The sequence below is a fragment of the Citrobacter sp. CK191 genome (assembly GCF_030333435.1).
GTDB classification, from domain to species: domain Bacteria; phylum Pseudomonadota; class Gammaproteobacteria; order Enterobacterales; family Enterobacteriaceae; genus Citrobacter_B; species Citrobacter_B koseri.
Genome location: NZ_JAOWFX010000034.1, coordinates 307442 through 322126, shown reverse-complemented (window position 1 = coordinate 322126; position 14685 = coordinate 307442). Strand labels below are relative to the sequence as shown.

Sequence of the window (14685 nt, the reverse complement as noted above, 5' to 3'; positions counted from 1 at the left end):
TTAATGATGAAAATTCTCCCCTGCCGTTATCTCTGTCTTGCATGATTGAAAAGAGGGTGGTATCAAATATAACCATGATGAATTTCTTTGATTGAGTAACAAAATGAGTTCCACACTATTCCCTTCTACACTGCGCCGGAGTTACTCTCCGGCGTTTTATTTTATGCGTTTTTTATTCTAACAAGCTTCCCGTCCGGCATGGTTATCCAGTAATACTCACTGTCACCGAAAGAAAATCGCTCATAACTTCCTGCATCGAAATCCACCTCCAGGAGCATATTTTTTTCGATACAATTTTCTTTTGTATCTTTTTTTGGGGAGAAACAATACAGATCGCTATCGCCTGACTTATCAATATCGATAAATCCGCTACCAATACCCAAAAAAGCAATACTGTATGAGGTACTCGTTGGTATACGGTATTTTCTCTTAAGTTCAGCTTTGTGCTCCAAATACCAGTGAATCCGCCCCCATTCGGTTAATGCCAGGTGGTCAACCGCAATATCATACCACTCCTTGTCAATAAACCCTCGTTTACTGCTGGTATAAAGTCCATGTAAATACATAGGGTCATCTTCGAGTCCGACTTCAGCCCGAAATATAGTCACCGGTCGCTGAGTCCAAAGCAGATAACCACATATCAGCAGTACCAGGCTAACAATGACGACTTCGCGTTTTGACTTCATGCGTTACCCTCAATACAAACATGGGCACTAAAGTTTGTCAGAAACGGCCTGTACGCATAGTCACGATGACGCTGTAGAAAAAACCAGATGCGGAAGAAGCGAAAGTTTTTATATAACGTATTGGTAATATCCTCTTTGCCCAGACCAAAATGATCCTGCCCTTTAAAAGAAAGTAATCCCTCCCATGACATGGCATAGCGCTGGAAACGCACCAGTTTGATTTGTTGTGCATAAATATCATGTACGCTTACCCCCAAACCATTAAATCTGTCGATAAAGCGGTTGAACTTTGGCAGCCTCGAGTCTCTTTTTATCGCTGTTTTGAGTTCCATAAAAAAATTATAGTCCAGGATCACCTGTCGTTCCGAATATAAACGACCATTTATCGCCTTTTGGACTTTCATCAACACATCATTTGTTCCAGCTCCCCTAATGACATCTGCATACGCGCGATTTAGAAGTTCTCCAAACCATGGCTGCCCGTTACCGTAATGGAAATGATCAATCAATTCCCCAATAATAGGGGAATATAACCCTTTAGCGAATTGTACTGACAGTTCTTTCATCTCATCAAACAGAATATCTGCACAATGCTGGCGACTAATCGGCCTACCTTGTGGTTGCTGATGGCCGAAATCCAAAGCCTGCGAATTAAAAGTAGTCATCATATCAAATTGCAAACACCTGAACGGGTCAACCCGAGCAGAGATATCCTTCAACCCCAGAGAGTAAAAATCCCAGTCGTCCAAATCGCCATACTGCATATCATCAATATGATAATCTTCAAAGCGATGGGATGTAGAAAATATCTCACGGGGCAGAGACATTAATAAATACATATCATTAATCATAATTCATCATCCAGATAAATAATATAATCGCGTTTTACTCCGGGAGAAAAATTAAGATAAACTCAAATAATAAAACTTGAGCAATGCAACGAAAACAGCAGGTTAATGATAAAAATTTTTCTCAGAGAGAATAACAGTCTTGCATGTTCGAAAAGAGGGTGGTATCAAATATAACTATGATAATTTATCATTTGATTGAGTAATAAAATGAGTTCTACGCTATTTCCCCTTACGCTACGCCGTCTTACCGCTGACGATAACGCTGCTATCGCCCACGTCATCCGCCAGGTTTCCGCTGAATACGGCCTGACCGCTGATAAAGGTTATACGGTTGCCGATCCTAATCTGGATGAATTGTTCCAGGTTTACAGTCAGCCAGGCGCGGCCTATTGGGTCGTCGAGCAGAACGGTCAGGTGGTGGGCGGCGGTGGCGTGGCGCCGTTAGGCTGTAGCGAACCGGATATCTGCGAACTGCAAAAAATGTACTTTTTGCCGACGGTGCGCGGCCAGGGGCTGGCGAAGAAACTGGCGCTGATGGCGCTGGAGCACGCGCGTGAGCAGGGGTTTAAACGCTGCTACCTGGAAACCACCGCATCCTTACGCGAAGCAATTGGCCTGTATGAACATCTGGGATTTGAGCATATCAGCGAACCGCTGGGCTGCACCGGGCATGTTGACTGCGAAGTCCGCATGCTGAAAACGCTGTAAGTCACCCACAGGCCGGATAAGGCGACGCCATATCCGGCAATTTATGCAAACATTCTGCTTCTGAGTTAGTGGCGTACGCCGTCATCGTCTTCGTCGACGTAATCTTCATCGTCGCCGTCTTCACCCTCTTCGCCGTTCGGATCTTCGAAGTACGTACCCCAGCCGTCATATTCCACGTCAAATTTCTCAGCCAGGTTCATCAGTTGTTCAACCTGAGCATCAATCAGATCGGCATTCAGCGCACATTCGCTGAGGATATCGCAACAAATCACCGTATCGCCTTCTTCCACTTCCAGCTCTTCCGGCTCGGTCACTTCATAACCGAGTTTGAACGCTTCTACGGCTGCTTTTTCCAGCGTTTCGAAGTCGTCAGCGGAAAAGTGATGCTCGATAGTGTACAGCGCATCTGGATCGCTGCCATCTTCAAGTAATTCTTCAATAATCAGCCGCGTCTCTTCACGCTGCTCTTCCAGTAGTTCCGGGTTTGCCATGGCTCGTTCCTCATAAATGTCCTGCCGATACTCTTATTGTCACACACCGCTGTCATTGCCTCCACCTTTCCAGGAAAGATTTGTTAAATGGGGTTGCAAATGAATAATCATCCATATAAATTGAATTTTAATTCAACAAATGGCCTTTGCCATGTGAGGGAACCATGTCTACGTTTTATCAGAAACATTTTTTGAAATTACTCGATTTCACCTCCGCTGAACTCACCGCTCTGCTGCAACTCGCCGCCAAACTGAAAGCCGACAAGAAAAACGGCGTAGAAGTCGCCAGACTGACCGGCAAAAACATCGCGCTCATCTTCGAAAAAGACTCGACCCGCACCCGATGCTCTTTCGAAGTTGCCGCATACGATCAGGGCGCTCGCGTAACGTACCTTGGGCCAAGCGGCAGCCAGATTGGGCATAAAGAGTCAATTAAAGACACCGCCCGCGTGCTGGGACGCATGTATGACGGTATTCAGTACCGCGGCCACGGCCAGGAAGTGGTAGAAACGCTGGCGGAATATGCAGGCGTTCCCGTGTGGAACGGGTTGACCAACGAGTTTCACCCCACGCAGCTGCTGGCGGATTTGCTGACCATGCAGGAACATCTGCCGGGCAAAGCCTTCAATGAGATGACGCTGGTTTACGCTGGCGATGCGCGTAACAACATGGGAAATTCCATGCTGGAAGCCGCCGCGCTGACAGGGCTGGATTTACGTCTGGTGGCTCCGCAGGCCTGCTGGCCGGAAGCGAGCCTGGTCGCAGAGTGCAAAGCGCTGGCGCAAAAGAACGGCGGCGATATTACGCTGACTGAAGATATCGCAGCGGGTGTGAAAGGCGCGGACTTTATCTATACCGACGTATGGGTGTCGATGGGTGAAGCAAAAGAGAAATGGGCGGAGCGTATCGCACTGCTGCGTCAGTATCAGGTAAACAGCGCAATGATGGCGCAGACCGGTAATCCTCAGGTGAAGTTTCTGCACTGCCTGCCCGCATTCCACGATGATCAGACCACGCTTGGCAAGAAAATGGCCGAAGAGTTCGGTTTGCACGGCGGGATGGAAGTGACCGATGCGGTGTTTGAATCTCCGGCCAGCATCGTGTTTGACCAGGCGGAAAACCGGATGCACACCATCAAAGCGGTGATGGTGGCGACGCTGGCGAAATAACGATTACGTCTTATCCGGCCTACAGATCGTGCTCCCGTAGGCCGGGTAAGACGTTTTGCGTCGCCACCCGGCAATACAACTTACTCGACCAGCAGCTTAACGACCGCTTTGCGTACCTGAGCTGGTGCCCCTACTGCGCACAGCGGCTTATGGACTTCCCCCGGGTAAAAGACCACAAAATCGCCTTCATTAAGGATCACCGTTTTCTCCTCTGCCCCTTCAGGCAAAAACGCGATGTCTTTATCCGCCAGCCAGTCAGTTTCCGGCGCGCCCGCAGGCTGGGTGCTGAAGGTCATTCCTTCCTGCCCCTTTAATACGATCTGAATATCGAGATAGCGCGCGTGATACTCCGCACGACGCTTTTCAAACGGCTCGGTCATGTCTTCCGAAACCAGATAAAACAGGCGATTGCCGTCGATATCATGCTTACCCTTTGCCGTTTCATCCGTCACATGCGCTTTAATATGTTCAATGGCCTGACGCAGCGCGTCCGGCAGCCAGGGTTGCAGATTGTGGATATTGCCAACGATCATCACAGACTCCTTAAATAAAACGACGTTTCATTTTTATGGTTATACGAAAAAAACCGCTGCCATACCACTTCTATTTCACGATGTTTTGCGTCAGCGCATGTTTATCGCTGAAGATGTTGTCCGACTGTTAATCGTCATCGAAGATTATGCATATCCTTTGCATAACTTTCCCCCTCCACTTTACAGTAAAAACCGTAATATGCTGTTATAAAAAGGTTTATTAGAAAAACACCTTGTTGATCACACTTCCTTTCCCCTGCATAACCTGCATTTATCACCATAGTTATTTTATGATTTACGTTAAGGTAAAAATAATAAAATAACCCTCCCGCATACCTATGCACAGACAAAAATAAAACACCATAAAATCAACAAGATATAATTAAATAATAAATTTAGATTATCTACAAATAATTAACAAGAAAGAATAACAAGACATTTTATTGCGTAGTAATTCAGTTATTACTCTCTTTATTTTTCAATTTCTCTGACCTTGCTCATATATTAAATAAGAAAAATTAAATATCCCTTCCGATGTGAAACACATCACATTATCAGACCGAATTAGAATCAATGATGATTTCCGAAAATTAGCTGAACAGTAATGACTGCAAACAATTTAATTATTTGCAGCCACCACTTCTTTATTCCTGAAAATTGAGTAAAAGGTATCGTGATGGAAAAACATTATGTCGGTTCTGAAATCGGTCAATTACGTAGTGTGATGTTACACCGCCCTAATCTCAGTCTGAAAAGACTGACGCCGTCAAATTGCCAGGAGCTGCTTTTTGATGACGTTCTGTCGGTGGAACGCGCAGGCGAAGAGCACGATATTTTCGCTAATACGTTACGCCAACAAGGCATAGAGGTGTTGCTGCTAACCGACCTGCTGACGCAAACACTGGATGTTATCGAAGCCAAGACCTGGCTGCTGGAAACACAAATCTCCGACTATCGCCTGGGCCCGACTTTCGCGGCGGATATTCGCGCCTGGCTGGCGGATATGCCGCATCGGGAATTAGCGCGCCATTTAAGCGGTGGGCTGACATATGGCGAAATCCCCGCCTCGATTAAAAATATGGTGGTTGATACACACGATATTAATGACTTTATTATGAAGCCATTACCCAATCACTTATTTACCCGCGATACCTCATGCTGGATATATAACGGCGTGTCGATCAACCCAATGGCAAAAACAGCGCGCCAGCGTGAGACCAATAATCTGCGGGCAATTTATCGCTGGCATCCACAATTTGCAGATGGCGAATTTATTAAATATTTCGGCGACGAAAACATTAATTACGACCATGCCACGTTAGAAGGCGGAGACGTGCTGGTTATTGGTCGCGGCGCCGTGCTGATTGGCATGTCTGAACGTACCACCCCGCAGGGGATCGAGTTCCTCGCCCAGTCGCTGTTTAAACATCGCCAGGCCGAGCGCGTCATCGCCGTTGAGTTGCCAAAACACCGTTCCTGCATGCACCTCGATACCGTCATGACCCATATCGACATCGACACCTTCTCCGTCTACCCGGAAGTGGTTCGCCCGGACGTCCAGTGCTGGACCTTAACACCGGACGGGCGCGGCGGGCTGAAGCGTACCCAGGAAAGCACGCTGGTACACGCCATCGAAAAAGCCCTCGGCATTGATCAGGTGCGTTTGATCACCACTGGCGGCGATGCCTTCGAAGCCGAACGTGAGCAGTGGAATGACGCCAATAACGTTCTCACCCTGCGCCCCGGTGTGGTGGTCGGCTACGAGCGCAACATCTGGACCAACGAAAAATACGACAAAGCGGGCATTACCGTTCTGCCCATTCCTGGCGATGAACTGGGACGCGGACGCGGCGGCGCGCGCTGCATGAGCTGCCCGCTGGAACGCGACGGCATTTAAGGAAGCGATTATGGACAACAAACCCACTCTGGTTGTCGCACTGGGCGGCAATGCGCTGCTCAAACGCGGCGAACCGCTGGAAGCGGATATCCAGCGCAAAAACATCGATCTGGCGGCAAAAACCATCGCCCAACTGACGCAACAGTGGCGCGTGGTGCTGGTACACGGCAACGGCCCGCAGGTTGGCCTGCTGGCGTTGCAGAACAGCGCCTATGACCGCGTCACCCCCTACCCGCTCGATATTCTCGGCGCGGAAAGCCAGGGGATGATCGGCTACATGCTGCAACAGTCGCTGAAAAACCAGCTTCCGCAGCGTGAAATCAGCGTCCTGCTCACTCAGGTGGAGGTGGACGCCGACGATCCGGCATTCCGCAACCCAACCAAATATATCGGCCCGGTTTATGACAGCGCCCAGGCCAACGCGCTACAGGCGGAAAAAGGCTGGATTTTCAAAGCCGACGGAAAAGCGTTTCGCCGCGTAGTGCCTTCGCCACAGCCCAAACGCATCGTTGAGAGCGACGCGATCCGCGCCCTGATCGCCCGCGACCATCTCGTGATCTGCAACGGCGGCGGCGGCGTGCCGGTAGTGGAAAAAGCCGATGGTTTTCATGGCATTGAAGCGGTGATCGACAAAGACCTCTCTGCCGCTCTGCTCGCCAGTCAAATCCACGCGGACGCGCTGCTGATCCTGACCGATGCCGACGCGGTGTACCTCGACTGGGGCAAGCCAACCCAACGCCCGCTGGCTCAGGTAACGCCGGAACTGCTCAGCGAAATGCAGTTCGATGCCGGTTCAATGGGGCCGAAAGTCACCGCCTGCGCCGAGTTTGTCAGCCACTGCCAGGGGATTGCCGGCATCGGTTCACTGGCCGACGGCCCGGCCATTCTCAGCGGTGACAAAGGCACCCTGATTCGACCCGAAACCGTCGATTACGACGCATAAGGCAATTTCTGCCGGATGGCGGCGGCGCCTTATCCAGCCTACAGCACGCGCATAACCGTAGGCCTGATAAGCGCAGCGCCATCAGGTAATTCATTTTAACAAGGACACTGTAATGGCTACTTCACTGAAAAATCGCAACTTTCTTAAACTGCTCGACTTCACTCCGACGGAGATCCAGTACCTGATCGATCTGGCCATCGAGCTGAAAGCGGCAAAAAAAGCCGGGTGCGAGAAGCAAACGCTGGTCGGTAAAAACATCGCGCTAATTTTCGAAAAAACCTCCACCCGCACCCGCTGCGCGTTTGAGGTCGGCGCATTCGATCAGGGCGCACAGGTGACCTATCTCGGGCCAAGCGGCTCGCAGATTGGGCATAAAGAATCCATGAAAGATACCGCCCGCGTGCTGGGCCGGATGTATGACGGCATTGAGTATCGCGGTTTTGGTCAGCAGATCGTTGAAGAACTGGGGCAGTACGCGGGCGTACCGGTGTGGAACGGCCTGACCGATGAATTTCACCCTACGCAGATCCTCGCTGACCTGATGACCATGCTGGAACATGCGCCGGGCAAAACGCTGCCTGAACTCAGCTTCGCTTACCTCGGCGACGCCCGCAATAACATGGGCAATTCGCTGATGGTCGGCGCGGCAAAAATGGGGATGGACATCCGCCTGGTCGCGCCGAAATCCTTCTGGCCGGACGACGCACTGGTGACGCAGTGCCGTGACATCGCCAGCGTCACCGGCGCGCGCATTACGCTAACCGAGGACGTGGAGGAAGGCGTTTATGACGTGGATTTCCTCTATACCGATGTCTGGGTGTCGATGGGCGAACCAAAAGAGGCGTGGGCGGAGCGCGTCAGCCTGATGAAGCCATACCAGATCAACCAGCAGGTCATCAACGCCACCGGCAACCCCAACGTGAAGTTTATGCACTGCCTGCCCGCCTTCCACAACGAGCACACCAAAGTGGGCCGCGAAATCGAGGCCGCCTATGGCCTGAAAGGACTGGAGGTGACGGAAGAGGTGTTCGAGTCAGCCCACTCCATCGTGTTTGACGAAGCAGAAAACCGTATGCACACCATTAAAGCGGTCATGGTGGCGACGCTCGGCGACTAACCCCTCCGGGCATGTGCCGCCTGACGACGCATGCCCGTGTTATCTGGAGAGAACACCATGGGCAAATTTAAATTTCCCAGCGCGTATACCATCCTGTTTATTCTTATCGCACTGGTCGCTGTGATGACCTGGATTGTCCCGGCGGGCAAATACCAGATGGCGATGAACCCCACGTTGGGTAAAGAGGTTCCGGTCGCGGGCACCTATGCTCCTGCCGAGTCGCATCCGCAAGGGATTACCGCCGTACTGTTGGCCCCCATTGACGGCCTCTACAACCACGAAACCTATACCGCAGGCGCAATCGATGTGGCGCTGTTTGTACTAATCATCGGCGGCTTTCTCGGCGTGGTGAACAAAACCGGTGCAATCGATGCGGGTATTGAACGCGTCACGGTACGGCTCAACGGCAAAGAGGAGTGGATGATCCCCATACTGATGGGACTCTTTGCCGCAGGCGGGACGATTTACGGGATGGCGGAAGAGTCACTCCCCTTCTACACGCTGCTGGTTCCGGTGATGATGGCCGCCCGCTTCGATCCGCTGGTCGCGGCCGCCACCGTGCTGCTCGGCGCAGGTATTGGCACACTCGGTTCGACCATCAACCCTTTTGCCACGGTGATTGCCGCCAACGCTGCCGGAATCCCGTTCACTCAGGGTATGCTGTTACGCATCATTCTGCTGGTCGTTGGCTATGTCATTTGCGTGGTCTGGGTGATGCGCTATGCCCGCAAAGTGCGCAGCAACCCGGAGTTATCTATCGTGGCAGATAAGATGGAGGAGAACCGCGCTCACTTTCTTGGCAACCGTTCCAGCACGCTGCTGGAGTTCACCGCAACCCGCAAATGGATCTTGCTGATTTTCGCCGCCGCCTTTGCCGTGATGATTTACGGCGTCGCGGTTCTCGGCTGGTGGATGGCGGAAATTTCCGGCGTTTTCCTGGCGTCCGCGATTATCGTCGGCGTTATCGCCCGGATGAGCGAAGAGGCGTTCACCAGTACGTTTATCGACGGCGCGCGGGATCTGCTTGGCGTAGCGCTGATTATCGGTATTGCACGCGGCATTGTGGTGGTGATGGATAATGGCATGATTACGCATACCATTTTGCACAGCGCGGAAAATCTGGTATCTGGCTTGTCCACCACCATTTTTATCAATGTCACTTACTGGCTGGAAGTATTGCTCTCATTCCTGGTGCCCTCTTCCTCTGGTCTGGCGGTGTTGACCATGCCGATCATGGCGCCGTTAGCAGACTTCGCCCATGTGCAACGGGATCTGGTGGTGACGGCGTATCAATCGGCGTCCGGGATTGTGAACCTGATTACGCCGACGTCGGCGGTCGTAATGGGAGGTCTGGCGATTGCGCGCGTGCCGTATGTGCGGTATCTGAAGTGGGTCGCGCCGCTGCTGCTGATCCTGACGCTACTGAATATGGCTGTTTTGAGCGTTGGCGCAATGCTGTAACTCCCGCCGGATGGCGCTTCGCTTATCCGGCCTACAGGTTACGCATTTCGTAGGCCGGATAAGGCGCTTTAGCGCCGCCATCCGGCACAGGCCAACAGGTTGCGCATTTCGTGGGCCGGATAAGGCGCTTTAGCGCCGCCATCCGGCAAACGAACGCAGCCAATACGCTTTCTTTTTTGACTGGCTTCTCACTTTCCTGCAAAACCGACCGGTTGATTCGTTATCAATGTGACAAACAGGATGAATTTCGCTAGTCCATTGATATCAATGACAAAGCAAGGTGCATATATGAAGGAATACAATGATTGCTCCGCCAAAGAACAGCAGCAACTGGCGGTATGTCAGCGCCTGATTACAGAAAAAAGTTACTTATCCCAGGAGGAAATACGTCGCGATCTGCAAAACCACGGCTTCGAAGGCATCAGCCAGTCGACCGTTTCACGTCTGTTGAAACTGCTCGGCGTCATAAAAATAAGAAATACAAAGGGACAAAAAATTTATTCCGTAAATCCGCAATTGCGCCCCGCTCCTGACGCTGCGCGATCGATATCCGAGATGGTGGTCAGCGTGGAACACAATAGCGAATTTATCCTTATCCACACGGTGGCCGGTTATGGCCGCGCCGTTGCCAGAATCCTGGATTATCACGCCCTGCCAGAAATTTTAGGTGTGATCGCGGGCAGCAGTATCGTCTGGGTCGCGCCACGGGTCGTACAGCGCACCGGGCTTGTTCACAAGCAAATTAATTATTTATTAAAAATGAATTCTTATTCATGAGAACCGTTTGCGATGAATAAAATGTGCATTAATCGCTTGATCCCATAACATAGCTGAGTATAATCGCGGACAATTTGCCGGGAGGAAGTATGGTTCAGTGTGTACGACATTCTGTCTTACCGCGTCTGAAAACAGACGCTGGACTGCCGTTTTTCTTCCCGTTGCTCACCTATTCCAGGCCCCTCATTGAGGGGCTTTTTTTTTGCCCAGGCGTCAGGAGATAAACATGGCTAACCCGCTATACCAAAAACACATCATTTCCATAAACGACCTCAGCCGCGATGACCTCAATCTGGTTCTGGCGACGGCGGCGAAATTAAAAGCCAATCCACAGCCGGAGCTGCTGAAGCATAAAGTGATCGCCAGCTGCTTCTTCGAGGCATCCACACGCACCCGCCTGTCGTTTGAAACCTCGATGCACCGCCTCGGCGCCAGCGTGGTGGGCTTCTCCGACAGCGCTAACACGTCGCTGGGCAAAAAAGGCGAGACGCTGGCGGATACCATCTCCGTTATCAGCACTTATGTGGACGCGATTGTGATGCGTCACCCACAGGAAGGCGCAGCGCGTCTGGCGACCGAGTTCTCCGGCAACGTGCCGGTACTGAACGCCGGCGACGGCGCAAACCAGCATCCGACCCAGACGCTGCTGGATCTGTTTACCATTCAGGAGACCCAGGGCCGCCTGGACAATCTGAACATCGCCATGGTCGGCGACCTGAAATATGGCCGAACCGTACACTCACTGACGCAGGCGCTGGCGAAGTTTGACGGCAACCGCTTCTACTTTATCGCGCCGGACGCGCTGGCGATGCCGCAATACATTCTGGATATGCTGGATGAGAAAGGCATTGCCTGGAGTCTGCACAGCGCCATCGAAGAGGTGATGGCGGAAGTGGATATTCTGTATATGACCCGCGTGCAGAAAGAGCGTCTGGACCCGTCCGAATACGCCAACGTCAAAGCGCAGTTTGTCCTGCGCGCCAGCGACCTGAACGGCGCGCGTGAAAACATGAAGGTTCTGCATCCGCTGCCGCGTATTGATGAGATCACCACCGACGTAGATAAAACGCCGCACGCCTGGTACTTCCAGCAGGCAGGAAACGGTATTTTCGCTCGCCAGGCGTTACTGGCACTGGTTCTGAATAGCGATCTGGCACTGTAAGGGGAAAAGAGATGACACACGACAATAAACTACAGGTTGAAGCGATCAAACGTGGCACCGTAATCGACCACATTCCCGCGCAGGTTGGCTTTAAGTTACTGACGCTGTTCAAACTGACCGAGACCGATCAGCGCATCACCATCGGCCTTAACCTGCCGTCCGGCGAGATGGGGCGTAAAGACCTGATTAAAATCGAGAACACCTTCCTGACCGAAGAACAGGTTAACCAGCTCTCCCTGTACGCGCCGCAGGCAACGGTAAACCGCATCGACAACTATGATGTGGTGGGCAAATCGCGCCCGAGCCTGCCGGATCGCATCGACAACGTGCTGGTCTGCCCGAACAGCAACTGCATCAGTCATGCTGAGCCGGTTTCATCCAGTTTTGCAGTGAAAAAACGCACAGATGACATTGCGCTCAAATGTAAATACTGCGAAAAAGAGTTTTCGCATTATGTGGTGCTGGCCAACTAATTGAGGTTGGTAATGGGTATCCGGCTCCCTATAATGGCCTGTACCTAATTTACCGCTGTAATTCAGGAGAAATCATGAGCAAAACTATCGCGACGGAAAATGCACCCGCAGCTATCGGCCCATACGTTCAGGGCGTTGACCTGGGCAGCATGATCATCACTTCCGGTCAGATCCCGGTTGATCCAAAAACCGGCAGCGTACCGGATGACGTGTCCGCTCAGGCGCGCCAGTCGCTGGAAAACGTAAAAGCTATCGTCGAAGCCGCAGGCCTGAAAGTGGGCGACATCGTGAAAACAACCGTGTTTGTTAAAGACCTGAACGACTTCGCGACCGTGAATGCGACCTATGAAGCATTCTTCACCGAGCATAATGCGACCTTCCCGGCACGTTCATGCGTTGAAGTTGCGCGTCTGCCGAAAGACGTAAAAATCGAGATCGAAGCGATCGCTGTTCGCCGCTAAGTCTCCTTAAAAATATGTCTGCGCCGGATGGCGGCTCCGCCTTATCCGGCCTACGGAAAGTGCCGTTTGTAGGCCCGGTAAGCGCCAGCGCCACCGGGCATTTATCACATCACCCCAAACAGTTTCGGCAGGAACAGCGAGATCGCCGGAATATAGGTCACTAACATCAACACCAGGAAGAGTACCGCGTAGAACGGCAGCATCGCCTTCACCACCTGCTCTATTTTCTGCTTACTCACCGCACTGGCAACAAACAGCACCGATCCCACCGGCGGCGTAATCAGGCCGATCCCAAGATTCACCAGCATGATCATGCCGAAATGCACCGGATCAATACCCAATGCCGTAGTGACCGGCAGCAGAACAGGCGTCAGGATCAGGATCAGCGGCGCCATGTCCATCAGTGTCCCGATCAGCAGCAGCATAATGTTAATGCACATCAGGATGACGTATTTGTTATCTGAAATACTGGTGAACGCCTCGGTAATGCGCATCGGCAACTGCATGTAGGTCATGATGGCGCCAAATGCGGCGGCGAACCCGATCAGGATCATCACAATGGTGACCGTTTTTACCGTGCGGTACATCAGCTTCGGCAGTTCAGACCATTTGTAGTCGCGGTAGATAAACATAGTGACGAAGAAGGCCCACAGACAGGCGATCGCCGCCGATTCCGTCGCGGTGAAGATGCCAGAGAGGATCCCGCCCATGATGATGACAACCGTCATCAGCCCCCACAGCGTATCGACAAAAATCTTCAACGCCTGGCGAAACGGCACCCGCTCGCCTTTCGGATAACCGCGCTTATGGGCAAAACCGACGCACATCACCATCAGGGTAAAACTTAACAGCAGCCCCGGCAGAATGCCGGCGATAAACAGCGCGGCAATCGACACCGTACCGCCCGTCGCCAGCGAATAAATCACCGAGTTGTGGCTGGGCGGCGTCAGGATCGCCTGTACGGAGCCGCTAGCGGTGACCGCCGCCGCGAAGTCACGCGGATAGCCTTTTTTATCCATCTCCGGGATCATCACCGAGCCGATAGACGCCGTATCCGCGACGGACGAGCCGGAAATCGCGCCAAAAAAGGTAGACGCCACAATGTTCACCAGCGACAGCCCGCCGCGTATAAAGCCGACAAAGATGTAGGCGAAGTTCACCAGGCGACGCGCAATACCGCCCTCCGCCATAATCGCCCCCGCCAGAATAAAAAATGGGATCGCCAGCAGCGAAAATTTGTTCACGCCGCTGGTGAGCTGGATCATGACCGCTTCCAGGGGAATGTCGATATACCAGGCGCCAATGATCGCGCTAATGCCCACCGCGTATGCTACCGGCACCCCAATCGCCAGCATAATGCCGAGCGTAAAGACGAGAATAAATGCATCCATCTGCTTTCCTTTATGAAATGGGGTCGCGCATTAATGGGTTGAGCCCAGCATGACGACAGGACGTTGATACTGCGAACCACGGAAAATTTTCTCGATAATGAAAAGCAGCGTGATGGCAGAGCCGACAGGCAACGGCAGGTAGTTCTCACCCGCTGATAACAGAGGAAATTCTGCCACCGGCTGTTCCCACAGGTCATAGCACAGCAGGGAGCCGTACCAGAGGATAAACAGGCTGACGGCCATCAGCATCAGATCCGCCACGATGAAACAGATTCGCTGCGCGCCCTCGCTCAGGCGGTCGGTCACCATGCTGACAGCGATATGGGAACCCGCGCGATAGCTCACCGCTGCGCCAACAAAGGTGAATGTCACCATGCAAAGAATGGCGACCGGTTCCGGCCATGACAGCGCGCTGTTCATCACATAGCGCGCAAATATCCCGACGGGAATAACGGCCACCATAATCAACAGCGCCAATCCGGCAACCCACATTGAGATTCGGTAAAACAAATCCATTACCGACGAATAAAATTCACCCATGGTCGTCCCCTTGAATTAATCTTTA

The 14685-nt window shown here is 52.1% G+C and carries 19 protein-coding genes; 12 read left to right on the top strand and 7 right to left on the bottom strand.

Going from position 1 to position 14685, the window contains the following annotated elements; translation table 11 throughout:
- Positions 1-161 precede the first annotated feature (161 nt).
- Together OGV82_RS21250 and OGV82_RS21245 are read right to left on the bottom strand one after the other, a co-directional pair.
- A complete protein-coding gene (locus tag OGV82_RS21250; RefSeq protein ID WP_047459340.1) occupies positions 162-686 on the bottom strand; it encodes a DUF943 family protein in 525 nt (174 codons plus the stop codon).
- Positions 683-1537, bottom strand: a complete 855-nt coding sequence (locus OGV82_RS21245; RefSeq protein WP_047459341.1) for a DUF3289 family protein — start codon at positions 1535-1537, stop codon at positions 683-685. Before OGV82_RS21245 ends, OGV82_RS21250 begins: the two co-directional genes overlap by 4 nt.
- A 207-nt stretch (positions 1538-1744) precedes the next feature.
- Between OGV82_RS21245 and OGV82_RS21240 the strand changes: the two genes are divergently transcribed.
- Positions 1745-2245, top strand: a complete 501-nt coding sequence (locus OGV82_RS21240) for a GNAT family N-acetyltransferase (RefSeq protein ID WP_012134327.1) — start codon at positions 1745-1747, stop codon at positions 2243-2245.
- Between the two features lie 65 nt (positions 2246-2310).
- On the opposite strand, the gene rraB is transcribed toward OGV82_RS21240, so the two are convergent.
- A complete protein-coding gene (rraB, locus tag OGV82_RS21235) occupies positions 2311-2736 on the bottom strand; it encodes a ribonuclease E inhibitor RraB (protein WP_047459344.1) in 426 nt (141 codons plus the stop codon).
- Positions 2737-2823: 87 nt separating this feature from the next.
- On the opposite strand from rraB, the gene argL reads away from it, so the two are divergent.
- Positions 2824-2931 carry a putative translational regulatory protein ArgL gene (gene argL / locus OGV82_RS23035; protein ID WP_407056785.1) on the top strand — a complete coding sequence of 36 codons (108 nt, stop codon included), beginning with the start codon at positions 2824-2826 and terminating at the stop codon, positions 2929-2931.
- Entirely contained in the window at positions 2901-3905 is a 1005-nt protein-coding gene (gene argF, locus OGV82_RS21230; RefSeq protein WP_012134329.1) for an ornithine carbamoyltransferase, read from the top strand. Before argL ends, argF (OGV82_RS21230) begins: the two co-directional genes overlap by 31 nt.
- 80 nt (positions 3906-3985) lie before the next feature.
- Here the strand turns inward: argF (OGV82_RS21230) and OGV82_RS21225 are convergent, their stop codons facing one another.
- On the bottom strand, positions 3986-4438 hold the full coding sequence (locus tag OGV82_RS21225; RefSeq protein WP_047459346.1) for a YhcH/YjgK/YiaL family protein: 453 nt from the start codon (positions 4436-4438) through the stop codon (positions 3986-3988).
- Positions 4439-5114: 676 nt separating this feature from the next.
- On the opposite strand from OGV82_RS21225, the gene arcA reads away from it, so the two are divergent.
- The 5 genes from arcA to OGV82_RS21200 all read left to right on the top strand — a co-directional run bounded on the left by arcA (position 5115) and on the right by OGV82_RS21200 (position 10633).
- Positions 5115-6335: an arginine deiminase gene (gene arcA / locus OGV82_RS21220; protein ID WP_012134333.1), complete on the top strand. Its 1221-nt coding sequence runs from the start codon at positions 5115-5117 to the stop codon at positions 6333-6335.
- 10 nt (positions 6336-6345) lie between these two features.
- Positions 6346-7278, top strand: a complete 933-nt coding sequence (arcC, locus tag OGV82_RS21215; RefSeq protein WP_047459348.1) for a carbamate kinase — start codon at positions 6346-6348, stop codon at positions 7276-7278.
- Between the two features lie 112 nt (positions 7279-7390).
- Entirely contained in the window at positions 7391-8395 is a 1005-nt protein-coding gene (argF, locus tag OGV82_RS21210) for an ornithine carbamoyltransferase (protein ID WP_047459350.1), read from the top strand.
- Positions 8396-8452: 57 nt separating this feature from the next.
- Positions 8453-9856 carry a YfcC family protein gene (locus OGV82_RS21205; protein ID WP_024130766.1) on the top strand — a complete coding sequence of 468 codons (1404 nt, stop codon included), beginning with the start codon at positions 8453-8455 and terminating at the stop codon, positions 9854-9856.
- 288 nt (positions 9857-10144) lie between these two features.
- Entirely contained in the window at positions 10145-10633 is a 489-nt protein-coding gene (locus tag OGV82_RS21200) for an arginine repressor (RefSeq protein ID WP_024130767.1), read from the top strand.
- Here the strand turns inward: OGV82_RS21200 and OGV82_RS21195 are convergent.
- Positions 10624-10743 (bottom strand): hypothetical protein, encoded by a 120-nt coding sequence (locus tag OGV82_RS21195; RefSeq protein WP_077956855.1) that lies wholly within the window; start codon positions 10741-10743, stop codon positions 10624-10626. The genes OGV82_RS21200 and OGV82_RS21195 overlap by 10 nt on opposite strands.
- Between OGV82_RS21195 and pyrL the strand changes: the two genes are divergently transcribed.
- The 4 genes from pyrL to ridA all read left to right on the top strand — a co-directional run bounded on the left by pyrL (position 10723) and on the right by ridA (position 12729).
- A complete protein-coding gene (gene pyrL / locus OGV82_RS21190; RefSeq protein WP_024130768.1) occupies positions 10723-10857 on the top strand; it encodes a pyr operon leader peptide in 135 nt (44 codons plus the stop codon). The genes OGV82_RS21195 and pyrL overlap by 21 nt on opposite strands.
- Positions 10858-10859: 2 nt before the next feature.
- On the top strand, positions 10860-11795 hold the full coding sequence (gene pyrB, locus OGV82_RS21185) for an aspartate carbamoyltransferase (RefSeq protein WP_012134340.1): 936 nt from the start codon (positions 10860-10862) through the stop codon (positions 11793-11795).
- Between the two features lie 11 nt (positions 11796-11806).
- On the top strand, positions 11807-12268 hold the full coding sequence (pyrI, locus tag OGV82_RS21180) for an aspartate carbamoyltransferase regulatory subunit (protein WP_012134341.1): 462 nt from the start codon (positions 11807-11809) through the stop codon (positions 12266-12268).
- A 74-nt stretch (positions 12269-12342) separates the two neighbouring features.
- The gene (gene ridA / locus OGV82_RS21175; RefSeq protein WP_012134342.1) at positions 12343-12729 is read left to right on the top strand and encodes a 2-iminobutanoate/2-iminopropanoate deaminase; all 387 of its coding nucleotides are present in this window, start codon (positions 12343-12345) and stop codon (positions 12727-12729) included.
- Between the two features lie 104 nt (positions 12730-12833).
- Here the strand turns inward: ridA and OGV82_RS21170 are convergent, their stop codons facing one another.
- Positions 12834-14120 carry a TRAP transporter large permease gene (locus OGV82_RS21170; RefSeq protein ID WP_047459361.1) on the bottom strand — a complete coding sequence of 429 codons (1287 nt, stop codon included), beginning with the start codon at positions 14118-14120 and terminating at the stop codon, positions 12834-12836.
- A 30-nt stretch (positions 14121-14150) separates the two neighbouring features.
- A complete protein-coding gene (locus OGV82_RS21165) occupies positions 14151-14660 on the bottom strand; it encodes a TRAP transporter small permease (RefSeq protein ID WP_012134344.1) in 510 nt (169 codons plus the stop codon).
- Positions 14661-14685 lie beyond the last annotated feature (25 nt).